Below are 23,117 nucleotides of genomic sequence, written 5' to 3'. Positions count from 1 at the left end.
ATCATAGGCCGCCGGCGCCGCCCGCCGCAAGCACGGTGCGGAACGACACACGACATACGTGGACAGCGATCCGCACCGATTTTTTCGGCGCAATGCACCGGCGCGCGCCGTCCGTGATACAACTGAATCGTTAGCGAGTTCACGTTCTGGAGAATCCCATGCGCATTCGCATTCCCGTGCGCCTGCCGGTGCTGGTCGCCTGCGCGGCGGCGCTGCTCGCCGGTTGCGCACAACCGTGGCAGCAATTCCAGGCCGGCCAGGACGAGTCGGCGATCGTCGCGCGCATGGGCCCGCCGCGCGAGATCTACGACCTGCCGGGCGGCGGCAAGCGGCTGATGTGGCCGACCCAGCCGATGGGCGAGATCACCATCGCGGCCGACGTCGACGCGGCCCACCGGATCATCAACGTGCGCCAGGTGCTGCAACCGAGCGAGTTCTACCGCGCCGGGATCGGCACGTGGACCAAGACGGACGTGCTCGTCAATTTTGGCCGGCCGGTCGAGACGTCCTACTTCCCGCTGATGAAGCGCGAGGTGTGGACCTACCGGTATCTCGAAGACAACGTCTGGTACATGATGTACAGCTTCTACTTCGATCCGCAGGGCGTCCTGCGCACCACGCAGAAGACGCCGGACCCACTGCACGACCCCGACCGCCGCAATCTGTTCTGATCCGTCGAGTACGCATTCCCGCGCAATTTTCACAATGGCCATTCACGCATCAACGCGTGAATGGCCATTTCATTTTTTCTGCCATTTATTGAAATTCCGCGACTCCGGCGGAAATATTTTCCAATTGCGAGCATTCGGGCGATCGCCGCCGGAGAGCCGCCTCCTGCGGGACGATGCGAGTAAAACAGGCATAGGCAATACATGTCATGCCTTGTCGCGGTGCACCCGATGCACCCAATCGGCTCCATTTGAAACAATTTGTTTCAGTGCACCAGATCATTAGGGCATACCCCTAATATCGGTCGAAACGGAACCTTTCAATTTAGAAAGCATCTTATTGCTCCACTTCGCCCGCTATTCGCTTGTCCTTATCACAAAGGAATCCTCATGAATCGCCCCAAGAGCATGCTGGTTGCCAACATCGCCTGGGCCCGCGAGACGCGCGAACACACGCCCGGCTTCTTCGACGCGCTTGCGCGCGGCCAGAACCCGCGCGTGCTGTGGCTCGGCTGCGCCGACAGCCGGGTGCCCGCGGAAACCATCACGCACAGCGTGCCCGGCGAGCTGTTCGTCCATCGCAACATCGCGAACCTGTTCCATCCCGACGACGACAATTCCGCGAGTGTGCTCGAGTACGCCGTGCGCGTGCTCGAGGTCGATCACGTGATCGTGTGCGGCCACTACGGATGCGGGGGCGTGCGCGCGTCGCTGCTGCCGCCGCCGGCCGACCTGCCGCACGTCGCGCGCCGGATCGCCCCGCTCTGCGCGCTCGCGCGGCGCCATCGCGACACGCTCGACGGACTCGACGACACGGCCGCCGCCGACCGCCTGGCCGAGCTGAACGTGCTCGAGCAGGTGCGGCTGCTGCGCGCGTCGCCGATCGTGCACGGCCGGCAGCGGCCGCCGCTCGTGCACGGCTGGATCTTCTCGCTCGCCGACGGCCGCCTGAAGGAGCTCGACTCCGGCTACACGACACCGTCGGCCGAACCCGAGCCCGAGCATGCCGTCATGGCCGCCGCGCTCGGCTGATCCGCGCCCTCTCCCTACGCCCACGAAATCGTCCCAACCGCCCCAATCATGAAACTGAACGAGCGCTTGTCCACCCTGCCCCGCGACATCGTCGCCGGCATCGTCGTTTTCCTCGTCGCGCTGCCACTGTGTCTCGGCATCGCCAATGCGTCCGGCGTCGAGCCGTTCGCCGGGCTTGTGTCCGGCATCGTCGGCGGGATCGTCGTCGCGCTGCTGAGCGGCTCGTCACTGTCGGTCAGCGGGCCGGCCGCCGGCCTCGTCGTGATCGTCGTCGAAGGGATCGCGCAGCTCGGCAGCTTTTCCGCGTTCCTGCTCGCGGTACTGCTGTCCGGTGTGCTGCAGTTCGGCCTGGGGATGCTGCGCGCCGGCCGTTTCGCCGCCTACGTGCCGTCACCGGTCATCAAGGGCATGCTCGCCGCGATCGGGCTGCTGCTGATCGTGAAACAGATTCCGTTCGCATTCGGTATCGGCGGGCCGGCCGCGCAATCGTTTGCGTCATGGCCGGCCCTGCCGACCGCCTGGGCCGCGACGGCCATCGCGCTCGTGTCGCTCGCGCTGCTGGTCGCGTGGGACACGCCGGCGCTCAAGCGCTTCGCGTGGTTGCGCTCGGTGCCTGCGCCGCTCGCGGTCGTCGTATTCGGCATCGGCGCCACGCTGGTGCTGGGCGTCATCGCGCCGTCGGTCGCGCCCGGTGCCGCGCATCGCGTCACGCTGCCCGAGCTCGAATCCTTCGCGGCGCTCGCCGCATCGCTGAAGCATGCCGAGCTCGGGCCGAACTTCGCGCAGCTCGTCAATCCGGACGTGTGGCGCGTCGCGATCACGCTCGCGGTCGTCGCGAGCCTCGAGACGCTGCTGAGCCTGGAGGCGGTCGAACAGATCGATCCGAAGCGCCGGCCCACCCAGCCGGATCGCGAACTGAAGGCACAAGGCGTCGGCAACCTCGTTGCGGGCGTGGTCGGCGGGCTGCCGATCACGTCGGTGATCGTGCGCAGTTCGGTCAACGTGAATGCGGGTGCGCAAAGCCGGATGTCGGCGATCGTGCACGGGATGCTGCTGCTCGCCAGCGTGTTCGCGCTCACCGGCCTGATCAACCTGATCCCGCTCGCGAGCCTCGCGGCGATCCTGATCCATACCGGCTTCAAGCTCGCGAAACCGGCGCTGTTCCGCTCGGTGCTGAAGCAGGGCCCGGCCGCGTTCGTGCCGTTCGCCGCGACGATCGCGGGCGTACTGGCGGTCGACCTGCTGTTCGGCATCGCGCTCGGCCTTACCTGCAGCGTGCTGGCGGTCGCGGTGGCGAACCTGAAGAGCCCCGTCACGCTCGCGCAGCACGACGATCACTTCCTGCTGTCGTTCCGCAAGGACGTGTCGTTCCTCGGCAAGGTGCAGGTCAAGCATCACCTGCGGCACATTCCGGACCGCGCGGCCGTGATCATCGACGCAACGCGTGCCGACTACATCGATCACGATGTGCTCGAGCTGCTCGACGCGTTCGTCGCCGATGCGCCGCGGCGCGGGATCGCGGTCGAATTCCGCCGCCGCAGCCCGGCGGCCCGCCCCGCCGCGCGCCGCTGGCTGTTCCGCGCACCGGCGGCCGAATGAGCCGGACATGAAAAAACGCCCCGGGCGGCACACGGCCGCACGGGGCGTTTCGAGCACTTCGGGCGCTCGACGCGCGGCGCTTATGAGCGCTGCGGGTTGAGCTTGTCGTCCTTCGAATGCAGCTTGTTCAGCGCAGCGATATACGCCTTCGCGGAAGCGGCGACGATGTCCGGATCGGTCCCGACGCCGTTCACGATCCGCCCGCTCTTCGACAAACGGACGGTCACTTCGCCCTGCGCCTGCGTGCCGGTCGTGATCGCATTCACCGAGTACAGCAGCAGTTCGGAACCGCTGCCCACTTCGCCTTCGATCGCATTGAACGTCGCATCGACCGGGCCGTTGCCGCGCGCCTCGCCGGTGACTTCCCGGCCTTCGACCGCGAACACGACCTTCGCCTGCGGCTGCTCGCCGGTTTCCGAACGCTGCGACAGCGACACGAACTTGAAGTGCTCCTGATCCTGCGCGAACGCGGACTCTTCGGAGACGATCGCGATGATGTCCTCGTCGAAGATCTCGGCCTTGCGGTCGGCGAGGTCCTTGAAGCGCATGAACGCGGCATTCAGATCGGCTTCGCTGTCGAGCGACACGCCGAGCTCCTGCAGGCGCTGCTTGAATGCGTTGCGGCCCGACAGCTTGCCGAGCACGATCTTGTTCGCGGTCCAGCCCACGTCTTCCGCGCGCATGATCTCGTAGGTGTCCCGCGCCTTCAGCACGCCGTCCTGGTGGATGCCCGACGCGTGCGCGAATGCGTTCGCGCCGACCACCGCCTTGTTCGGCTGCACGACGAAACCGGTGATCTGCGACACGAGCTTCGACGTCGGCACGATCTGCGTGGTGTCGATGCCGACGTCGAGGCCGAAGTAGTCCTTGCGGGTCTTCACGGCCATCACGATTTCCTCGAGCGACGTGTTGCCCGCGCGCTCGCCCAGACCGTTGATCGTGCACTCGACCTGCCGCGCACCGCCGATCTTCACGCCGGCGAGCGAGTTCGCCACCGCCATCCCGAGGTCGTTGTGGCAATGCACGGAGAAGATCGCCTTGTCCGAGTTCGGAATGCGTTCGCGCAGCGTCTTCACGAGGTTGCCGTAGAGTTCCGGCACGCCGTAGCCGACCGTGTCGGCGATGTTGATCGTCGTCGCGCCTTCGGCGATCACGGCTTCCAGCACGCGGCACAGGAAATCGAGATCCGAACGGCTGCCGTCTTCCGGCGAGAATTCGACGTTGTCGGTGAACTTGCGCGCGAAGCGCACCGCAAGACGCGCCTGCTCGAACACCTGGTCCGGCGTCATGCGCAGCTTCTTCTCCATGTGCAGCGGCGACGTCGCGATGAACGTGTGGATCCGCGAGCTGTTGGCCGGCTTCAGCGCGTCGGCCGCACGCTGGATGTCCTTGTCGTTCGCACGCGCCAGCGAGCAGATCGTGCTGTCCTTCACGAGACCGGCGATCGTGTGGATCGCGTCGAAGTCGCCGTTCGAGCTGGCCGCGAAGCCAGCCTCGATCACGTCGACCTTCATCCGCTCGAGATGCTTCGCGATGCGGACTTTCTCTTCCTTCGTCATCGATGCACCGGGCGATTGTTCACCGTCACGCAACGTCGTATCGAAAATGATCAGCTTGTCTGTCATGGGGGGCTCCAGGGGCTCTTTATACGGAAATCAAACGTAATGAGATCGCGCCACCGCTGGCGACGCTCAACAACAGACGAGGCTTGACGGAGGGCGAGAACGGTCAGCGCGGCAGGCGCGCCAAAGCTAGCGCGCGTAGCGGCGCACCGGCTAGAAGGAGGGAGAGGCGGGGAAATGCAGTCATGCCGCAGACTATAGCGGCATTCCGCTGGGTGCGCAATCGGACGGCACCCCGGATACCGGAGCGCGCAATGCGAAAAAGGGGCAAATGAAAACGGCGGCCCGGATTTGCATCCGGGGCCGCCGTTTCCGGGCAGGTTGCGCGTCAGTGATCGCGCTGCGACGAGCGTGCGGGGTTCGCCCGCCCGCGCACGGCCTGGTAGGCCCAGAACACGTAGCCGGACAGCCCGTACAGCACGAACAGGCAGAACAGCATCAGCGGCGGATCGGACGACACCAGCACGAACGCGACGACGACCAGCAGGATCGCCGCGAACGGCACGCGGTGCCGCACGTCGAGCGCCTTGCCGCTGTAGAACGGCGCGTTCGACACCATCGTCACGCCCGCGTAGATCGTCAGCGCGAACGCAACCCACGGCAGCCAGCCGAGCTTCATCGGCACGCGGTTGTCGGTCGCGAGCCACACGAAGCCGGCGATCAGCGCCGCGGCCGCCGGGCTCGGCAGCCCCTGGAAGAAACGCTTGTCGACGCTGCCGATGTTCGTGTTGAAACGCGCGAGCCGCAGCGCGGCGCCCGAGCAGTAGACGAACGCGGCGAGCCAGCCCCAGCGGCCGAGATCCTTCAGCACCCACTCGTACATCACGAGCGCCGGGGCAACGCCGAACGACACCATGTCCGACAGGCTGTCGAACTGTTCGCCGAACGCGCTTTGCGTATGCGTCATGCGCGCGACGCGCCCGTCCATCCCGTCGAGCACCATCGCGACGAAGATCGCGATCGCGGCGATCTCGAAGCGCACGTTCATCGCCTGCACGACCGCGAAGAAGCCGCAGAACAGCGCGGCGGTCGTGAACGCGTTCGGCAGCAGGTAGATGCCGCGCGTCTTGAGGAACCGCTGGCGCGCGGCACGGCGGCTTTCGCTGGGCACCGAATCAGGTGCCATCACCTTGTTGCGACGAAACGGGCGCGGCGTCTGGCTGGAGCCGTTGCGCGGCCGGCGCGGCTTGAATGCGGCCATCGTGCGTCCCGCCGCTTACTGTTCGAGCTCGGCGAGGATCGTCGACGACGCGTAGACCTTCTCGCCGATCGACACCTTCGCACGGCTGCCGAGCGGCAGATACACGTCGACGCGCGAACCGAAGCGGATGAAACCGTAACGCTGGCCGCGCGACAGCGGCTCGCCGGCACGCACGTAGCAGAGGATCCGGCGGGCGACGAGGCCGGCGATCTGGACGGCGGTGACGGTCTTGCCGCTCGCCGTCTGGATCACGACCGCGTTACGCTCGTTCTCGGTGGACGCCTTGTCGATCGCCGCGTTCAGGAACGCGCCCGGGAAGTACTCGACCTTGGAGATCGCGCCGTCGACGGGCGAACGCTGCGAATGGACGTTGAAGACATTCATGAACACGCTGATCTTCAGCGCCTCGCGGTTCGCGTACGGGTCCTGCGTGGTCTCGACCGCGACGATGCGGCCGTCCGCCGGACACAGCACCGCGTTCGGCTGCGCCGGGATCGGGCGCTGCGGATCGCGGAAGAACTGGACGACGAAGACGAGCAGCAGCCAGAACGGCCACGCGAAGCCGAAGCCCCCGAAGGCGTGGATCAACAACGCGATGACGGCTGCAATCGCGATGAACGGCCAGCCTTCGCGCGCGATGATCGGATGAGGATAGTTCATGGATTCGTTCGGTGTTCGGTGAATTGGTAGGGTAGCCCCCTCTCCTTGCGGAGAAGGGGCCCCCTAGGAACCGTACGTGCGAGTTTCCCCGCATACGGCTCGAGCCTACATGTAAATCAAAGTCCGACCTGGGGTCGGACCGGCTTAGTTACCGCAATTTTACCGGCGTGCACCTGCCGGTGGCAGTCGGGGTGAAGCAAAACCCGGTTGGACAGAGCATCGGTGCCGCCATGCATCCGGTATTCCAGATGATGGTCGTGCCAACCCGTCTCGTCCGACAGGGCACAGCCGCAGTGCGCACACAACCCGCCCTGCGACATGTACAGGCTTGCCCATTGTTTTCGGTAGCGCATGGTGTCTCCCATCCGCTCCTGCCGCAATAGCTCGCCGTACTGCTCCCACTCCGGATCAAAGGGGTTGTAGCCGCCCTTGATCTTCTTGTGCCGTTTGATCTCCGTACCACTGAGGTGGTACAGCTCATTCAGCCCCTGACTGCCGTCTTCGCGAACCGCTCGGACAGCAAATACCCAGTGTCGAGTTCCGACCGTGTGGAAATATTTCTTCCTCACCCAATCGGCCCTCTTCTTCGGGTGCCGCCTCCTCGCCCACCGCCAGAGCCTCTGAAAGACCAAAGACTCCATGCGGCTGTACGCCTGCTTCGCCACCACGGGGCGGTGATACTGCGCCCACCCTCGTAGCATCGGGCTCAGCAGTCTAATCAAGTCCGACTGCTTTGCCGCCTTGTTGCCGCTGATCGTCTCCGCAACCTTGCGATAGAACGTCTGCACGTTCTTCTTGCTCGGTTTGATGAGTAGCGTTCCCGAGTACTTCCGGAAATTCCACCCAAGAAAATCGAAGCCTTCGTCAATGTGCACGATGCGCGTCTTCTCCTCGGAAAGTTGCAGTCCTCGCTGCGCAAGGAATGCTTCCACCCAAGGCTGGACTTCGCTGGCCAGCATCTCTTGCGAGTCGCCGGTGATTACGAAGTCGTCCGCGTACCGCACCGCATTTACTTTCAACTTCTTGGCCTTCGCGATTCCGAATCTCGCACGCAAATGCTCGATAAGTTCACGCTCCAACCCGTTCAGCGTCACGTTGGCCAGCGTTGGGGAAATGATGCCTCCCTGTGGCGTACCGGCCTCGGTTGCCTGTAGCTGCCCCTTGTAAATCAGGCCAGCCTTCAACCACTTCCGGAGGATCTCCTTGTCCATCGGGACATGGTTCACCAGCCAATCATGGTTGATGTAGTCGAAGCAGCCTTTGATGTCTGCCTCCAAGACCCATTGGGCCGAAGCCTTCTGAGACAAGGAAACAAACAACTGCGACATGGCGTCGGCCGTCGAACGATTAATCCGAAACCCGTATGAGTTCGGGTCGCTCGTCGATTCCGACACTGGCTCCAAAGCCAACAGATACAGAGCTTGCATCGCCCTGTCCCGCATGGTCGGTATGCCCAGAGGGCGTAACTTCCCATTGGCTTTGGGGATAAAGACTCTCCGTAGTGGCAGAGGCTTGTATCCGCGCCGCTTCAACTTGCCGACAGCTTCCCATCGGCTCTCAGGCGTGTCCCATAGTTCGCGATCGACTCCAGCCGTTCGCGCACCTTGGTTTTGCGTAACACGTCGCACCGCGTGCAACTTTGCGGACAACGTGCGGGTCAGCATCCGTTGCAGGGCCTTCACCCTGCGCCAGTCACCTTCCCGCGTCGCCTTCGCAATTCGAATCTGCATCCCTCTCACGTTCCGTTCCACGCGACGCCAATTTACGGCGTGCCAGTGGTTCGGCGCGTGGGAAAGCGCAGACCCGTCCTTTCGAACGGATACTCTCATGCTGCTCTCCTACCTTGGGGTGATCAGCCCTCCAGTAGGGACACAGCTGCCCCAGTGGGGCAGATATGCCCCACTGGGGAACCACTCTCGTTCTAGGTATGGGCACGTGCGTCCATACTTCGAACTGGTACTTGCAAGCGGACACATGTGCCCGCGTTGCTCCAAGTCAAAAGGTCAGTCAGCCGTCTTGCGACGGTAGACCAGACGGAAGTCTGCCCGCTTTCGCGTGAGGTAATGTCTCAACCTCTATCCGGACCATTACAGCCCGACATTCGCTTTTTCCGTCCTCCCATACCCGCACCGCTAACAGCGTCCCTCACGGTTCGCCTGCCAACCCTACAGCGTTGGCAGCGATACGGGCTTACCGCGTTCCCGGCATGTCACACGACCGATTTAGGTTCTGCCTCTCCCCCGACGGTCTAACGACGACGTAACCCGAGCTTTGAGCGGGTTATCCGACCGCACACCTTTTGGTTCATGCCTGACAGCAGCTTAGGCACTTCGCCTACTTACGAGGTTTATCAGCAGTTCACTTACGTTAACCATGTCGGCCAGCCTTGCTCCTTGACCCCATCGCTGCTAGGAGTCTCCACACACGTACCTCACGGCCCATGCATGCCCGAAAATTCCGGGGGCTACGTTGTCGGAAGAGCTTCATACCCCACCGTTACCAGTGACGCATGTCTTCCTAGGCTACCGTTGGTCGTACAACGGGTTTCCTCCCTCACCAGTGCTCCGGCGAAGTAAAACAATGACACGCCGAGCATTCGCTCGACCAAGATCGCGTCCCCGCATCCAGAAGCTACGGGGAAATTGCAAACACCAACCCGCTTTGTTAGCGGAGTTGAAGCCGCTAACTAGGCGGGACCTGACGGTAATCAGGTCAATGCAATGCGATAGACGGTCAACTTCAACCGCCCCTCGCCAACTGGTAGGTTCCAGCTTACTGCTGCCGGTTCCCACCTCTCACAGGGGTGACCAAAGGTCACCAATAGGTCGGCTCATCGCCGACAGTCGTTGCGACTCGCGTCGCACCAAAGCCCGTAGGATAGCAAAAGCCGCCCGGGGCACTGCTGCCTTCGGGCGGCTTTTTGATACCGACCCTCCACTCGAAGGGCCGGAACAGCACGTTTTGCGCGATCCGTGCTTAGTTCTTCGTCTGGTCGACGAGCTTGTTCTTCGCGATCCACGGCATCATCGCGCGCAGCTTCGAGCCGACCTGCTCGATCTGGTGCTCGGCCGTCAGGCGGCGGCGCGACTGCAGCGTCGGCGCGCCTGCCTTGTTCTCGAGGATGAAGCTCTTCGCGTACTCGCCCGTCTGGATGTCGGTCAGGCACTGCTTCATCGCCTTCTTCGTCTCTTCCGTGACGATGCGCGGGCCCGTCACGTACTCGCCGTACTCGGCGTTGTTCGAGATCGAGTAGTTCATGTTCGCGATGCCGCCTTCGTAGATCAGGTCGACGATCAGCTTCAGCTCGTGCAGGCACTCGAAGTACGCCATTTCCGGCGCGTAGCCCGCTTCGACCAGCGTCTCGAAACCCGCCTTGATCAGCTCGACGGTACCGCCGCACAGCACGGCCTGCTCGCCGAACAGGTCGGTTTCGGTCTCTTCACGGAAGTTCGTCTCGATGATGCCGGCACGGCCGCCGCCGTTCGCTGCCGCGTACGACAGCGCGATGTCGCGGGCCGCGCCCGACTTGTTCTGCGCAACCGCGATCAGGTGCGGCACGCCGCCACCTTGCGAGTACGTGCCGCGCACGGTGTGGCCCGGTGCCTTCGGCGCGATCATGATCACGTCGAGGTCGGCGCGCGGGATCACCGCGCCGTAGTGGACGTTGAAGCCGTGTGCGAACGCCAGTGCGGCGCCCTGCTTGATGTTCGCGTGCACTTCCTGTGCGTACACGTCGGCGATCTGCTCGTCCGGCAGCAGCATCATGACGACGTCTGCGCCCTTCACTGCTTCCGCGACTTCCTTGACCGACAGGCCGGCGTTTTCGGCCTTGCTCCACGACGCGCCGCCCTTGCGAAGGCCGACCGTCACGTTCACGCCGCTGTCCTTCAGGTTCAGTGCGTGTGCATGGCCTTGCGAGCCGTAGCCGATGATCGTGACTTGCTTGCCCTTGATGAGGGAGAGGTCAGCGTCTTTGTCGTAGAAAACGTTCATGATGGTTCCTTCGCTAATTCAAAAATTCAACAATTCGTTCAGATGGAGTACTGCGGGCCGGGACATGACGGCGCACCCGGCGTGCCTCTTCGGCATTACACCTTCAGGATGCGCTCGCCGCGTCCGATGCCGGAGCTGCCGGTACGCACGGTCTCGAGGATCGCGGTGGCGTCCAGCCCCTGGATGAATGCGTCGAGCTTGTCGCTCGCGCCCGTCAATTCGATCGTGTAGGTCTTTTCGGTCACGTCGATGATGCGGCCGCGGAAAATGTCCGACATCCGCTTCATTTCTTCGCGCTCCTTGCCCACTGCACGTACCTTGATCAGCATCAGCTCGCGTTCGATGTGTGCACCGTCGGTCAGGTCCACCACTTTCACCACCTCGATCAGGCGGTTCAGATGCTTCGTGATCTGTTCGATCACGTCGTCAGAGCCAATGGAAACGATGGTCAGCCGCGACAGCGATTGGTCTTCGGTCGGCGCCACCGTCAAGGTTTCGATGTTGTAGCCGCGCGCGGAAAACAGACCGACCACGCGTGACAACGCACCCGGTTCGTTCTCCAGCAGGACGGAAATGATGTGTCTCATGTTCGCTTCTTCCAGAATGTGTCCGTGTCGATTCACTCGCGCCGCGCGCCGGCCGACGCCGCACCGCCCTTCGTGAAGGCGGCCGCATCCGGCTCACGCGCGCGTCGCGCCGTTACAGATCTTCCGATCCGAGCAGCATCTCGGTGATGCCCTTGCCGGCCTGTACCATCGGCCAGACGTTTTCGGTCGGATCGGTCTGGAAGTCGAGAAACACGGTGCGGTCCTTCAGGCGCAGTGCTTCCTTCAGCGCCGGCTCCACATCCGAGGTCTTTTCGATCCGCATGCCGACATGGCCATACGCTTCGGCGAGCTTCACGAAATCAGGCAGCGCATCCATGTACGAATGCGAATAGCGCTTGCTGTATTCGATCTGCTGCCACTGGCGAACCATGCCGAGATAGCGGTTGTTCAGCGAAATGATCTTCACCGGCGTGTCGTACTGCAGGCAGGTCGACAGTTCCTGGATGCACATCTGGATCGAGCCTTCGCCCGTGATGCACAGCACGTCGTCGTCCGGGTGCGCCATCTTGACGCCCATCGCTGCCGGCAGGCCGAAGCCCATCGTGCCGAGGCCGCCGGAATTGATCCAGCGACGCGGCTTGTTGAACCGGTAGAACTGCGCGGCCCACATCTGGTGCTGGCCGACGTCCGAGCACACGAACGCATTGCCGTCCGTCAGCTCCCACGCCTTCTCGACCACGTACTGCGGCTTGATGATCTCGCTTTCGCGGTCGAATTTCAGGCAGTCCTTCGCGCGCCAGCCCTCGATGTCCTTCCACCATTGCGCGAGCGCTTCGGTGTCGGGGCCATGCTCGGCCGTCTGCAGCTGCTCGATCAGCTCCTTGAGCACTTCCTTCACGTCGCCGACGATCGGGATGTCGACCTTCACGCGCTTCGAGATCGACGACGGGTCGATGTCGATGTGGATGATCTTGCGCGGACGCGACGCGAAGTGCGCCGGGTCGCCGATCACGCGGTCGTCGAAGCGCGCGCCGATCGCGATCAGCACGTCACAGTGCTGCATCGCCATGTTCGCTTCGTAGGTGCCGTGCATGCCGAGCATGCCGAGGAATTTCTTGTCCGACGCGCGATAGCCGCCCAGGCCCATCAGCGTGTTCGTGACCGGGTAGCCGAGCAGGTCGGCGAACTGGTTCAGTTCGCGCGCCGCGTCGGCGAGGATGATGCCGCCACCCGTGTAGATGTAAGGGCGCTTCGCCGCGAGCAGCAGCGACACGGCCTTGCGGATCTGGCCCGAGTGGCCTTTCGTGACGGGATTGTACGACCGCAGCGACACGCTCTTGACCGGCTCGTACTCGCACGGCGTCTTGGAGATGTCTTTCGGAATGTCGATCAGCACCGGGCCCGGACGGCCGGTGCGGGCAATGTAGAACGCCTTCTTGACGGTTTCCGCGAGGTCGCGCACGTCCTTCACGAGGAAGTTGTGCTTCACGCACGGACGCGTGATACCGACCGTATCGCATTCCTGGAACGCGTCCTGGCCGATCGCGGCAGTCGGCACCTGGCCGCTGATCACGACCATCGGGATCGAATCCATATAGGCCGTGGCGATGCCGGTCACCGCATTGGTGACACCGGGGCCAGACGTCACAAGACAGACGCCGACGTTGCCGGTGGAACGCGCATACGCATCGGCTGCGTGCACGGCCGCCTGTTCGTGGCGCACCAGCACGTGCTGAATCTTGTCCTGCTTGTAAAGCTCGTCGTAGATGTAGAGTACCGAGCCGCCGGGGTAGCCCCAGATGAATTCGACGTTTTCGTCGGCCAGTGCCTTCATGAGCACGGTGCCGCCGATGGAGTCGCTATCGGGAGGGGAAAGGGGTTCCGACGTGGAGAATTCCGCGCTGGGCATGTTCATGTTGACCTTTCGAATTTTCGGCAAAAAATTGATCGGGTGCTCTCTGCCGGGCTTGTGGCTCGGGTTCAAGCGGCGCGTCCAGTTTGAAGGGCGGGCTTCTTGGGCCAGCCTCAAATGAGACCATCACTTCATGTTGCGAATCGTTGACGATAGCGGGTCATGATGGGGGCGTCAAGCAAAATATCCCGCAGCGCATCATGGGTATCGCCCGGCGGCCCGCGGACGCGGCGCGCGCGCAACGTCACGGACCGCAACCGGGTGCCAAGTCGCGCGAAAATTTGTTAGCATCCGCGGGTTTTACGAAATTTTTCGACCTTTCACACGCCGCAGTCCGCAGCGCATACCTTTACGGAATGGCATCAGACAAGGAACTCGCCGACTTTCTGGCGGGCGTCGAAAGGCGCGCGTTCAAGCAGGCTGCCTACGCCGTGCGTGACGACGACGCGTCGCTCGACATCGTGCAGGACGCGATGATCAAGCTGGCGGAGAAATACGGCGACCGGCCGGCGGCCGAGCTGCCGCTGCTGTTCCAGCGGATCCTGCAGAACGCGATCCACGACTGGTTCCGCCGGCAGAAGGTCCGCAACACGTGGGTCACGCTCTTCTCGTCGCTCAACAACACGGACGACGACGACTTCGATCCGCTGGAAACACTCGAATCCGCGGACGACAATGCAGGCGTCGAGAGCACCGAGCACCGCCTCGAACGGGAACAGGTTCTGGCCCTGATCGACGAAGAAATCCAGAAACTTCCGACACGTCAACGGGAAGCGTTCCTGATGCGTTATTGGGAAGATATGGATGTCGCCGAGACTGCCGCCGCGATGGGGTGCTCCGAAGGCAGCGTCAAGACGCACTGCTCGCGAGCCACCCACGCCCTGGCGCACGCGCTCAAGGCCAAAGGAATCACGCTATGAGCTCCGCTCCCGTAAACCGAGAACACGAATTCGCGCTGAAGGTCCGCCGCGCGCTGGACGAACGTGCCGCGGCGCTGCCCGCCGCGACCACCGACCGTCTGGCCGTCGCGCGCCGGGCCGCGCTCGCGCGCAAGAAGCCGGAAGTCGCGACCGCACCGGTGTTCGTGCCGGCCTTCGCCGGTGCGCCCGGCGCATACGGCACACCGCCCGCGAGTCGCCCGCAGACGTCGTTCGCGCGCCGCTTGCTGCGCGCGTGGCCGCTCGCGCTGCTGCTCGCGGGGCTCGTCGGCATCGCCTACTGGGAAGACATGCAGCGCACGGCCGAACTCGCCGATATCGACGCGGCGATGCTCAGCGACGACCTGCCGCTCAACGCGTATCTCGATCACGGGTTCAACGCGTATCTTTCGCACGCACGCTAACAGACAATAACGAGGGGATCGCTCGGGTGAGTCAGAAACGCGGCCTGGCCGTATTTTTCGGATGCGTGATCGCGATCGCCGTTTCGTACGTCGCCACCTATTCCCGATTCAACCCGCCCCCCGCGACGGTCTCCGCCGCGGCCAGCAGCGCACCCGCGCCAACCTCGGCCGCGACCGGGCTGACCACCGAACTCGCCCCGCTGCCCCTGCCGCTGCCGGCCGCCAACGGCCCGATGTCGTGGGCGCGCCTCACGCCCGCGCAACATGCGGCACTCGCGCCGTTCGCCGACCAATGGGATGGCTTCAGCGACGCCCGCAAACGAAAATGGCTGAAGATCGCGTCGCGTTTCGCGAAGTTGACGCCCGATGAGCAAAAGCACCTGCAGGACCGCATGTCGGAGTGGGCGCGGATGACGCCCGAGCAGCGCCGCGTCGCGCGCGAGAATTACCAGAGCGCGAAGGAGCTGTCCGCACAGGCGCGCGAGCGCGCGTGGAAGGCCTATCAGCAACTGCCGGAAGACCAGAAGCAACGCCTCGCGGCGACCGAGCGCCGCCGCAAGCCGAGCGTCGTGAGCGCGCCGCCGACCGTCGCCGACCGCGACGTGCGCCGCCTCGTCAATTCGCACGAGCATCCGGCGAGCAATCCGGCGCCTGCGCCGGTGCCCGCGTCGGCCGGCGCCAGCGCACCGCCCGCCGCATCGTCCACATCCGGTACCGCACCGGCGGCCGTCACGCCGGTGTCGCCCGCCGACGCCCCGTCGCTGTTCAAGGGTTCCTGAGCGGCCGTGGCGAACACCCCCGCCTCCGAGGCCGCCGTGGTCGCCGCGCCGTCCGTGCGGCGGCGCCTCGCGGCGATGCTGTATGAATCCGTGCTGCTGTTCGGCGTCGTGTTCTTCGCCGGGCTCGCCTTCAGCCTCGCGACGCAGCAGCGCAACGGCCTCGTCCATCACAACCTGCTCGCCGCGTGGATCGCGCTCGTCGTCGGCGCGTACTTCGTCTGGTTCTGGACCCACGGCGGCCAGACGCTGCCGATGAAGACCTGGCGGCTGCGGCTCGAATCGTCGAGCGGCCGGCCGCTGAATGCCGCTCACGCGCTCGTTCGCTATGCGCTCGGCTGGCTGTGGTTCCTGCCGCCGCTCGCGCTGCATCCGCTCCTCGGCCTGTCGGTGCCCGTCACGCTCGCTCTCGCCGCGGCGTGGATCGCCGCATGGGCCGGCGCGGCCCGCTTGCACGCCGATCGCCAGTTCCCGCACGATCGCATCGCCCGCACGCGCGTCGTCGCGATTCCGCGCTGACGCGTCGGCCGCGGCGCATCCGTCAGACGAAAGACCTCGAAAACGCGCGCACGACCACCCCACGCGGCTAGCGCGACAACGGCGAGCCCGTCGGTGCGGCAGGTCACGCAACGCCCGCGCATTCACTGCTAAACACGCGGCAACGACAGTAATAAGAACGTCTCGTGACTGTCACGGCATAGTCACGCCCGCATGGCGCAATGCCGGTACTGTCAACCGGCGCGAGTCATGCATGGGCCAGAAAACGTCCGCGACCTCCCTGTTCCGTCAACCGCTCGGCGCCCGCGCCGTCACCGCCTTCCTGTCCGGCGCGGCCGCAACCGACGCCCTTTCGCCGCACGAGCCGCCGGCCGCGCATGCCACCCGGCATGACGACCCCGAACCGTCCACCCACCGCTACCGCACGATCTGGCTGTCCGACATCCATCTCGGCTCGAGCGGCTGTCAGGCGCCGTACCTGCTCGACTTCCTGCGCCACAACGATTCGGAATACCTGTACCTCGTCGGCGACATCATCGACGGCTGGCAGCTGAAAAAGGGCTGGTACTGGCCGCAGGCACACAACGACGTCGTGCAGAAGATCCTGCGCAAGGCGCGCAAGGGCACGCAGGTGGTCTACATCCCGGGCAACCACGACGAAGGCGCGCGGCAGTTCTGCGACCTCGCGTTCGGCGACATCCAGGTGCGCGGCGAGGCGTTCCACACGACGCTCGCGGGCAAACGTTTGTGGATCGTGCACGGCGACCTGTTCGACGGCGTGATCCAGCACGCGAAATGGCTCGCGTATCTCGGCGACACGCTCTACACGCTGATCCTCGTGCTGAACCGCTGGTTCAACCGGATCCGCAGCCGCCTCGGCTTCCAGTACTGGTCGCTGTCGCAGTACCTGAAGCACCAGGTCAAGAACGCGGTCAACTTCATCTCGCAGTTCGAGACCGTGATGACCGACGAAGCGCGCCGCCGCGGCTGCGACGGCGTCGTGTGCGGGCACATCCACAAGGCGGAGATCCGCGACATCGACGGCGTGCTGTACTGCAACGACGGCGACTGGGTCGAAAGCCTGTCCGCGCTCGTCGAAACCATGGAAGGCGAACTGAAGATCGTCTACTGGACGGTGATGAGCGCCGCACCGTCCGCCGCCCCGTCGCGCAAGGCCAAGGCCACCGCCTGACACAACACCACTTACAGGACACATGCCGCGATGAAGATCATGATCGTCACCGACGCGTGGGAACCGCAGGTCAACGGCGTCGTGCGCACGCTGAAGAGCACGTCCCGCGAACTCGCCGCGCTCGGCCACCGGGTCGAAATGCTGACGCCGCTGGAATTCCGCACGGTGCCCTGCCCGACCTACCCGGAGATCCGCCTGTCGATCCTGCCGTACCGCAAGCTGCGCGCCCGGATCGACGCGTTCGCCCCCGATGCGCTGCACATCGCGACCGAAGGCCCGCTCGGCCTCGCCGCGCGCCGCTATGCGCGCGCACGCAAGCTGCCGTACACGACCGCGTATCACACGCGCTTCCCCGAATACGTGCAGGCGCGCTTCGGCATCCCGCTGTCGGCGACCTACAAGTTCCTGCACTGGTTCCACGGCCCGTCGCTCGCGGTGATGGCGCCGACCCCGGTCGTGAAGCAGGATCTCGAGAAGTTCGGTTTCACGAACGTCGTGCTGTGGACGCGCGGCGTCGATCTCGACATCTTCCGGCCGATGGAATCGAAGGTGCTCAATACCGCGCGCCCGATCTTCCTGTACGTGGGCCGCGTCGCGATCGAGAAGAACGTCGAGGCGTTCCTGCGCCTCGACCTGCCCGGCTCGAAGTGGGTCGCGGGCGAAGGCCCGGCGCTCGCCGAGCTGAAATCGCGCTATCCGGAAGCGAACTATCTCGGCGTCCTGTCGCAAGCCGAGCTCGCCAAGGTGTATGCTGCGGCCGACGTGTTCGTGTTCCCGAGTCGCACCGACACGTTCGGCCTCGTGCTGCTGGAGGCGCTCGCGTGCGGCACGCCGGTCGCCGCGTACCCGGTCACGGGCCCCATCGACGTGCTCGGCGGGGGCGATGCCGGCGCGATGCACGAGGACCTGCAGGAAGCCTGCCTCGAGGCGCTGAAGATCGAGCGCGAGACGGCCCGCGCATGGGCCGAACGCTTCTCGTGGCGCGCGGCGTCCGAGCAGTTCGCGTCGCATTTGAAGCCGCTGCCGAAGACCGCGTACTCGCCCGCCGAAGGTGCCGCCGTTTGAAACGAGACCTGAACGACCAGAACCCGCCCCCTGCCGCGACGGCGCAACCGCATCGTCCGTTCGACGAAGAAGAACCGCACGCCGATGCGGACGTGCACCCGCACGAGCCGCTCGGCCCCGACGATCGGCTCGCGCCATTGCCGCCGAACCCGTACAAGCGCCACCGCGGCATCACGCGCGCGTGGTACGCGCTCAAGCATTCGCTGAACGGCTTCCGCGTCGCGATCCGCGAGGAGAGCGCGTTTCGCCAGGAGCTCACGCTCGCCGCGCTGATGCTGCCGATCGGTGCGTTCTCGCCGGTCCCGGCCGCGTCGCGCGCGCTGCTGATCGGCTCGGTGCTGCTGGTGCTGATCGTCGAGTTGCTGAACTCGAGCGTCGAGGCCGCGATCGACCGCATCTCGCTCGAGCGCCACGAATTGTCGAAGCGCGCGAAGGACCTCGGCAGCGCGGCAGTCACGGTTGCGCTGTTCGCGTGCGTGACGACCTGGGGCTTCGTGCTCGGGCCCGTCATTGCGGGCTGGCTCGGCTTCTAGAGGGTTTCGGCGGCGCCGGCCGCGACGTTCGCGTGCGGCGGTGCAGCACGCTGCCGCCTGCATTGCGCACACGAAATGCGCCCGTTGTAAGGAAACAGCGGTTTATAATCGTCCGCCAGACATAGAACAGCAACCCGCGCCGGACGAATCTCGCAGCATCGATTGCAGCGCCCGCCAGTCCGGCACACACAGGGCCGGACGACATGGAAGCGAAACCTCCCCGCCGCACCCGCGAACGGATTCTCGAGTTGTCGTTGAAACTCTTCAACGAGATCGGCGAGCCGAACGTCACGACGACGACGATCGCCGAGGAAATGGAAATCAGTCCAGGCAACCTGTACTACCATTTCCGCAACAAGGACGACATCATCAACAGCATCTTCGCGCAGTTCGAGCAGCAGATCGAACGGCGGCTGCGCTTCCCCGAAGATCACCGTCCGACGATCGACGAAACCTGGTCGTACCTGCAGTACATGGCCGATTTCATGTGGACCTACCGGTTCCTGTATCGCGACCTCAACGACCTGCTCGCGCGCAACCGCACGCTCGAGACGCACTTCAAGCAGATCATCAGCCACAAGGTGCGCTTCGCGCACGACATGTGCGAACTGCTCGTGTCCGACGCCGAAATGGTCGCGACGCCCGCCGAGATCGAAGTCATCGCCACCAACATGGCCGTGATCTCGACGTACTGGCTGTCGTATCAGTACGTGATGCACCCGCGCAAGTACAACGACCAGGACGCGATCCGCGAGGAGCTGCACCAGGTCAGCATGCACGTGATCTCGGTCATGGCTCCGTACCTGCGCGGCCGGTCGCGCCAGCTGTTCGACGATCTCGTCTCCGGCAAGCTGCCCAAGCGCCAGTTCACCGACTACCTGCCGCCGCGCGACGGTTCGCCGCGCCCCGCGGGCAGCCCGGTCGCCGCCAAGCCCGCCGCGAAGGACCCGAAGCAATGAAGGCTGTCTGCGTTTACTGCGGCTCGTCATCCGGCGTGCGGCCCGTCTATGCGGACGCCGCGCGCGCGTTCGGCCGCGCCCTCGTCGATGCGGGCCTCACGCTCGTCTACGGCGGCGGCCGCGTCGGCCTGATGGGCGTGATCGCCGATGAAGTGATGGCGGCCGGCGGCCGCGCGGTCGGCGTGATCCCCGAGCTGCTCGTCGACAAGGAAGTCGGCCATACCGGGCTGTCCGAGCTGCACGTCGTGCCCGACATGCACCACCGCAAGAAGATGATGGCCGACCTCGCCGACGCGTTCGTCGCGATGCCCGGCGGCGCCGGCACGCTCGAGGAGCTGTTCGAGGTCTATACGTGGGCGCAGCTCGGCTATCACCGCAAGCCGGTCGCGCTGTACAACATCGCTTCGTTCTACGATCCGCTGATCGCGCTGCTGCGCCATACGGTCGACGAAGGCTTCATGCGTCCGACCTACTTCGACGCGCTGTGCATCGACGCCGAACCGGTCGCGCTGATCGAACAGCTGCGCCGCTACCAGCCGCCCGCCAGCGACAAGTGGGCGCCCGACGCGGCCAAGTAACCCATCGGGAACCGCACGCCATGCCCGCACCGTCCGATCGCAAGGCCGTCCTCATCACCGGCGCGAGCCGCGGCATCGGCCGCGCGACCGCCGTGCTCGCGGCCAAGCGCGGCTGGGACGTCGGCATCAACTACGCGCGAGACGCGGCGGCGGCCGAACTGACCGCGCAAGCGGTTCGCGACGCCGGCGGACGTGCGTGCATCGTCGCCGGCGACGTCGCGAACGAAGCGGACGTCATCGCGATGTTCGACACCGTCACGGCGGCGTTCGGGCGCCTCGACGCGCTCGTCAACAATGCGGGGATCGTCGCACCGTCGATGCCGCTCGCCGATATGCCGGCCGACCGGCTGCGGCGGATGTTCGACACCAACGTGCTCGGCGCGTACCTGTGCGCGCGCGAAGCCGCGCGCCGGTTGTCCACCGACCGCGGCGGGCGCGGCGGTGCGATCGTCAACGTGTCGTCGATCGCGTCCCGGCTCGGTTCGCCGAACGAGTACGTCGACTATGCGGGATCGAAGGGAGCAGTCGATTCGCTGACAATCGGCCTCGCGAAGGAACTCGGCCCGCACGGCGTGCGCGTCAACGCGGTCCGTCCCGGCCTGATCGAGACCGAAATCCACGCAAGCGGCGGCCAGCCGGGCCGTGCGGCGCGCCTCGGCGCCCAGACGCCGCTCGGCCGCGCGGGCGAGGCGCAGGAAATCGCCGAAGCGATCGTCTGGCTGCTCGGCGACACAGCGTCATACACGACGGGCGCCCTGCTCGACGTCGGCGGCGGCCGATAATCGCTCGCCCGAAGCACCGGCCGGACGCGCCGTGGTCACGACACCACAAATCTCCACAATATCGTGACCGTTTCGGTAAACATCCGTAACAGATCCGTGCTTTACTAGCGCCCAGTCAAACAGTCGGTCATCCGGCTGTCATTTCGCCTCGATGCGACCCTTATGGTCCCGGCCCATGTCGCCGGACCGTCTTGACCCGACCGAGATCCTTTCCATGCCAGGAACCGCAGCGCCCGGCCGGCGACGCACGTCCATGCCCGCTTCGGCCCAGCCCCCCCGAACAGCGACCGACCCCGACCTCGGCACGACATTCACTACCGCCGGCACGCCCGCCGTGGCCGGCCGCTCCGACGCCGCCCGCAATCGTGTGCTCGGGCTCGGTTGGCGCGTCTGGTTGCTGGTTGCCGCGCTGGTCTGCGCGTATACGCTTCCGGGCGTGCTCGGCCACGATCCGTGGAAGCAGGACGAAACCTATACGTTCGGCATCATCCAGCACATGCTCGAGACCGGCGACTTCGTCGTGCCGACCAACGCCGGCCTGCCGTTCATGGAAAAGCCGCCGCTCTACGCGTGGGTCGCGACGAGCCTCGCGTGGCTGCTGCAGCGGGTGATGCCGCTGCACGACGCGGCGCGACTGGCGAGCGCGCTGTTCGCGGCGCTCGCGTTCGGCTTCATCGCACGCGCGGCGCGCAGCGCCAGCTGCGCCGGCCGCTGGCTCGACCTGCGCGTGATCGGGCCCGTCGTGCTGAGCGCCGGCACGCTCGTCGTCATCAAGCACGTGCACGACATGATGACGGACGTCGCGCTGTTTGCCGGCACCGCGATGGGCTTTTGCGGACTGCTCGAACTCGTGATGCAGCACGTCGCGCGCGCGCGGCGCATGCGGCACGGACTACCGGTGCGGCCGTCCGGTCGCTGGGCCGCGCCGATCTTCGGTGCGGGCGTCGGCATCGCGCTGATGGCGAAGGGACTGTTCGTGCCGCTCGTGTTCGCGGCCACGCTCACGGGCGCGCTGGTGCTCTACCCCGCCTGCCGCACGCGCGCGTTCGCGCGTTCGCTCGGGGTCGCCGCGCTCGTGTTCGCACCGTTCGCGCTGATCTGGCCGATCGCGCTGTTCCTGCGCTCCGAGACGCTGTTCATGGCGTGGTTCTGGGACAACAACGTCGGCCGCTTCTTCGGCTTTTCGGTGCCCGAACTCGGCGCGGAAAACGACAAGCCGTTCTTCATCCTGCGCGCGTTCCTGCTGCTCGGCTTCCCGGTCGCGCCGCTCGCGATCGTCGCGCTCGCGCGCGGCGCATGGCGCGACTGGCACACGCCGAGCGTCGCGCTGCCCGTGCTGTTCACGGGCATCGGCCTCGCGGTGCTGCAAGTGTCCGCGACGTCGCGTCAGCTCTACATCCTGCCGTTCTTCGCGCCGCTCTCGCTGGTCGCCGCGCAGGCGATCGACCGCCTGCCGCGCGGGCTGCATCTCGCGTGGGATTATCTGAGCCGCCTGCTGTTCGGCACGGTCGTCGCGCTTGCATGGGGGATCTGGGCGGTGATGGCCGATCCGAACGCGTCGCATGCCAGCATCGCGCTGCTCGGTCGCTGGCTGCCGCTCGACTGGACCATGCCGATCGTGCCCGGATTCGTGATCGGTGCGCTCGTGCTGACGGTCGGCTGGCTGTCGCTGCTGCCGAAGCTGCGCACGACCGGCCTGTGGCGCGGCGCGCTGTCGTGGGGCGCGGGCGCGCTGGTCGCGTGGGGGCTCGTGTATACGCTGCTGCTGCCGTGGCTCGACGTCGCGAAGAGCTACCGGTCGGTGTTCGACGATCTGAACGCGCATCTCGCGCTCGAATGGCGCGACGGCGACTGCATGGCGAGCCTGCACGGGCTCGGCGAGTCGGAAGCGCCGATGCTGTACTACTTCTCCGGCATCCAGCACACGCCGATCGACGATGCGAAGACCACGCGCTGCACGTGGATGATCGTCCAGGGCGTGCGGAACGTCGATCCGGCACCGGGCAGCGAATGGAAACTGTTCTGGACCGGCGCGCGCCCGGGCGACAACGAGGAACTGCTGCGCGTCTACGTGCGCACGCCCGAAGAGCACGAAGCGCAGTAATGCAAGGCGGCGCCCAGCGGCGCCGTCGTCATCTCCGGCCGGCGACGCCAGCG

General features: G+C 65.3%; 21 protein-coding genes. 14 read left to right on the top strand and 7 right to left on the bottom strand.

Annotated elements, in window-relative coordinates; all coding sequences use genetic code 11:
- Window positions 1–158: 158 nt before the first annotated feature.
- The 3 genes from ACTJKF_RS12690 (at window position 159) to ACTJKF_RS12680 (ending at window position 3,299) form a co-directional block, all read left to right on the top strand.
- On the top strand, window positions 159–671 hold the full coding sequence (locus ACTJKF_RS12690) for a hypothetical protein (RefSeq protein ID WP_440623879.1): 513 nt from the start codon (window positions 159–161) through the stop codon (window positions 669–671).
- A 387-nt stretch (window positions 672–1,058) separates the two neighbouring features.
- Window positions 1,059–1,700 carry a carbonic anhydrase gene (locus ACTJKF_RS12685; RefSeq protein WP_440623878.1) on the top strand — a complete coding sequence of 214 codons (642 nt, stop codon included), beginning with the start codon at window positions 1,059–1,061 and terminating at the stop codon, window positions 1,698–1,700.
- Window positions 1,701–1,748: 48 nt separating this feature from the next.
- Window positions 1,749–3,299, top strand: a complete 1,551-nt coding sequence (locus tag ACTJKF_RS12680; RefSeq protein ID WP_440623877.1) for a SulP family inorganic anion transporter — start codon at window positions 1,749–1,751, stop codon at window positions 3,297–3,299.
- Window positions 3,300–3,379: 80 nt separating this feature from the next.
- Here the strand turns inward: ACTJKF_RS12680 and ACTJKF_RS12675 are convergent, their stop codons facing one another.
- From ACTJKF_RS12675 to ACTJKF_RS12645, 7 genes are all read right to left on the bottom strand, one after another.
- On the bottom strand, window positions 3,380–4,924 hold the full coding sequence (locus ACTJKF_RS12675; protein WP_440623876.1) for a 2-isopropylmalate synthase: 1,545 nt from the start codon (window positions 4,922–4,924) through the stop codon (window positions 3,380–3,382).
- A 325-nt stretch (window positions 4,925–5,249) separates the two neighbouring features.
- Window positions 5,250–6,122 carry a CDP-diacylglycerol--serine O-phosphatidyltransferase gene (pssA, locus tag ACTJKF_RS12670; protein WP_440623875.1) on the bottom strand — a complete coding sequence of 291 codons (873 nt, stop codon included), beginning with the start codon at window positions 6,120–6,122 and terminating at the stop codon, window positions 5,250–5,252.
- Between the two features lie 15 nt (window positions 6,123–6,137).
- Entirely contained in the window at window positions 6,138–6,782 is a 645-nt protein-coding gene (locus ACTJKF_RS12665) for a phosphatidylserine decarboxylase (RefSeq protein WP_440623874.1), read from the bottom strand.
- Between the two features lie 116 nt (window positions 6,783–6,898).
- The gene (gene ltrA / locus ACTJKF_RS12660; RefSeq protein ID WP_440623873.1) at window positions 6,899–8,611 is read right to left on the bottom strand and encodes a group II intron reverse transcriptase/maturase; all 1,713 of its coding nucleotides are present in this window, start codon (window positions 8,609–8,611) and stop codon (window positions 6,899–6,901) included.
- A 1,147-nt stretch (window positions 8,612–9,758) separates the two neighbouring features.
- Complete coding sequence (ilvC, locus tag ACTJKF_RS12655; RefSeq protein WP_440623872.1) at window positions 9,759–10,775, bottom strand: ketol-acid reductoisomerase; 1,017 nt, start codon at window positions 10,773–10,775, stop codon at window positions 9,759–9,761.
- A gap of 95 nt (window positions 10,776–10,870) precedes the next feature.
- The gene (ilvN, locus tag ACTJKF_RS12650) at window positions 10,871–11,362 is read right to left on the bottom strand and encodes an acetolactate synthase small subunit (RefSeq protein ID WP_034207977.1); all 492 of its coding nucleotides are present in this window, start codon (window positions 11,360–11,362) and stop codon (window positions 10,871–10,873) included.
- Between the two features lie 112 nt (window positions 11,363–11,474).
- Window positions 11,475–13,238, bottom strand: coding sequence for an acetolactate synthase 3 catalytic subunit (locus ACTJKF_RS12645; RefSeq protein ID WP_440623871.1), 1,764 nt, complete (start codon window positions 13,236–13,238; stop codon window positions 11,475–11,477).
- A gap of 353 nt (window positions 13,239–13,591) precedes the next feature.
- Between ACTJKF_RS12645 and ACTJKF_RS12640 the strand changes: the two genes are divergently transcribed.
- From ACTJKF_RS12640 to ACTJKF_RS12590, 11 genes are all read left to right on the top strand, one after another.
- On the top strand, window positions 13,592–14,155 hold the full coding sequence (locus ACTJKF_RS12640; RefSeq protein ID WP_440623912.1) for an RNA polymerase sigma factor: 564 nt from the start codon (window positions 13,592–13,594) through the stop codon (window positions 14,153–14,155).
- Window positions 14,152–14,577: a DUF3619 family protein gene (locus tag ACTJKF_RS12635; RefSeq protein ID WP_440623870.1), complete on the top strand. Its 426-nt coding sequence runs from the start codon at window positions 14,152–14,154 to the stop codon at window positions 14,575–14,577. The genes ACTJKF_RS12640 and ACTJKF_RS12635 overlap by 4 nt, the downstream gene beginning before the upstream one ends.
- 26 nt (window positions 14,578–14,603) lie before the next feature.
- Window positions 14,604–15,356, top strand: a complete 753-nt coding sequence (locus tag ACTJKF_RS12630) for a DUF3106 domain-containing protein (protein ID WP_440623869.1) — start codon at window positions 14,604–14,606, stop codon at window positions 15,354–15,356.
- Window positions 15,357–15,362: 6 nt separating this feature from the next.
- Complete coding sequence (locus ACTJKF_RS12625) at window positions 15,363–15,872, top strand: RDD family protein (RefSeq protein ID WP_440623868.1); 510 nt, start codon at window positions 15,363–15,365, stop codon at window positions 15,870–15,872.
- Between the two features lie 232 nt (window positions 15,873–16,104).
- Window positions 16,105–17,043, top strand: a complete 939-nt coding sequence (locus tag ACTJKF_RS12620) for a UDP-2,3-diacylglucosamine diphosphatase (RefSeq protein ID WP_440623867.1) — start codon at window positions 16,105–16,107, stop codon at window positions 17,041–17,043.
- Between the two features lie 30 nt (window positions 17,044–17,073).
- Window positions 17,074–18,108 (top strand): glycosyltransferase family 4 protein, encoded by a 1,035-nt coding sequence (locus tag ACTJKF_RS12615; protein ID WP_440623866.1) that lies wholly within the window; start codon window positions 17,074–17,076, stop codon window positions 18,106–18,108.
- The gene (locus ACTJKF_RS12610; protein WP_440623865.1) at window positions 18,105–18,641 is read left to right on the top strand and encodes a diacylglycerol kinase; all 537 of its coding nucleotides are present in this window, start codon (window positions 18,105–18,107) and stop codon (window positions 18,639–18,641) included. The genes ACTJKF_RS12615 and ACTJKF_RS12610 overlap by 4 nt, the downstream gene beginning before the upstream one ends.
- A 203-nt stretch (window positions 18,642–18,844) precedes the next feature.
- The gene (locus ACTJKF_RS12605) at window positions 18,845–19,600 is read left to right on the top strand and encodes a TetR/AcrR family transcriptional regulator (RefSeq protein WP_440623864.1); all 756 of its coding nucleotides are present in this window, start codon (window positions 18,845–18,847) and stop codon (window positions 19,598–19,600) included.
- On the top strand, window positions 19,597–20,178 hold the full coding sequence (locus tag ACTJKF_RS12600) for a TIGR00730 family Rossman fold protein (RefSeq protein ID WP_440623863.1): 582 nt from the start codon (window positions 19,597–19,599) through the stop codon (window positions 20,176–20,178). Before ACTJKF_RS12605 ends, ACTJKF_RS12600 begins: the two co-directional genes overlap by 4 nt.
- Before the next feature lie 20 nt (window positions 20,179–20,198).
- Window positions 20,199–20,960, top strand: a complete 762-nt coding sequence (locus ACTJKF_RS12595; RefSeq protein ID WP_440623861.1) for an SDR family oxidoreductase — start codon at window positions 20,199–20,201, stop codon at window positions 20,958–20,960.
- Window positions 20,961–21,174: 214 nt separating this feature from the next.
- A complete protein-coding gene (locus ACTJKF_RS12590) occupies window positions 21,175–23,064 on the top strand; it encodes an ArnT family glycosyltransferase (RefSeq protein WP_440623860.1) in 1,890 nt (629 codons plus the stop codon).
- Window positions 23,065–23,117 lie beyond the last annotated feature (53 nt).

It is taken from the genome of Burkholderia sp. 22313 (assembly GCF_052045245.1).
In the GTDB taxonomy this organism is placed as follows: domain Bacteria; phylum Pseudomonadota; class Gammaproteobacteria; order Burkholderiales; family Burkholderiaceae; genus Burkholderia.
Note: the sequence above shows the minus strand (reverse complement) of the source record. Positions and strands in the feature narration are given on the sequence as shown.

Coding starts and splice junctions, on each gene's coding strand:
- ACTJKF_RS12690 (WP_440623879.1), top strand. CDS start 159: ATGCGCATTCGCATTCCCGTGCGCCTGCCGGTGCTGGTCGCCTGCGCG.
- ACTJKF_RS12685 (WP_440623878.1), top strand. CDS start 1,059: ATGAATCGCCCCAAGAGCATGCTGGTTGCCAACATCGCCTGGGCCCGC.
- ACTJKF_RS12680 (WP_440623877.1), top strand. CDS start 1,749: ATGAAACTGAACGAGCGCTTGTCCACCCTGCCCCGCGACATCGTCGCC.
- ACTJKF_RS12675 (WP_440623876.1), bottom strand. CDS start 4,924: ATGACAGACAAGCTGATCATTTTCGATACGACGTTGCGTGACGGTGAA.
- pssA (WP_440623875.1), bottom strand. CDS start 6,122: ATGGCCGCATTCAAGCCGCGCCGGCCGCGCAACGGCTCCAGCCAGACG.
- ACTJKF_RS12665 (WP_440623874.1), bottom strand. CDS start 6,782: ATGAACTATCCTCATCCGATCATCGCGCGCGAAGGCTGGCCGTTCATC.
- ltrA (WP_440623873.1), bottom strand. CDS start 8,611: ATGAGAGTATCCGTTCGAAAGGACGGGTCTGCGCTTTCCCACGCGCCG.
- ilvC (WP_440623872.1), bottom strand. CDS start 10,775: ATGAACGTTTTCTACGACAAAGACGCTGACCTCTCCCTCATCAAGGGC.
- ilvN (WP_034207977.1), bottom strand. CDS start 11,362: ATGAGACACATCATTTCCGTCCTGCTGGAGAACGAACCGGGTGCGTTG.
- ACTJKF_RS12645 (WP_440623871.1), bottom strand. CDS start 13,238: ATGAACATGCCCAGCGCGGAATTCTCCACGTCGGAACCCCTTTCCCCT.
- ACTJKF_RS12640 (WP_440623912.1), top strand. CDS start 13,592: ATGGCATCAGACAAGGAACTCGCCGACTTTCTGGCGGGCGTCGAAAGG.
- ACTJKF_RS12635 (WP_440623870.1), top strand. CDS start 14,152: ATGAGCTCCGCTCCCGTAAACCGAGAACACGAATTCGCGCTGAAGGTC.
- ACTJKF_RS12620 (WP_440623867.1), top strand. CDS start 16,105: ATGGGCCAGAAAACGTCCGCGACCTCCCTGTTCCGTCAACCGCTCGGC.
- ACTJKF_RS12615 (WP_440623866.1), top strand. CDS start 17,074: ATGAAGATCATGATCGTCACCGACGCGTGGGAACCGCAGGTCAACGGC.
- ACTJKF_RS12605 (WP_440623864.1), top strand. CDS start 18,845: ATGGAAGCGAAACCTCCCCGCCGCACCCGCGAACGGATTCTCGAGTTG.
- ACTJKF_RS12600 (WP_440623863.1), top strand. CDS start 19,597: ATGAAGGCTGTCTGCGTTTACTGCGGCTCGTCATCCGGCGTGCGGCCC.
- ACTJKF_RS12595 (WP_440623861.1), top strand. CDS start 20,199: ATGCCCGCACCGTCCGATCGCAAGGCCGTCCTCATCACCGGCGCGAGC.
- ACTJKF_RS12590 (WP_440623860.1), top strand. CDS start 21,175: ATGCCAGGAACCGCAGCGCCCGGCCGGCGACGCACGTCCATGCCCGCT.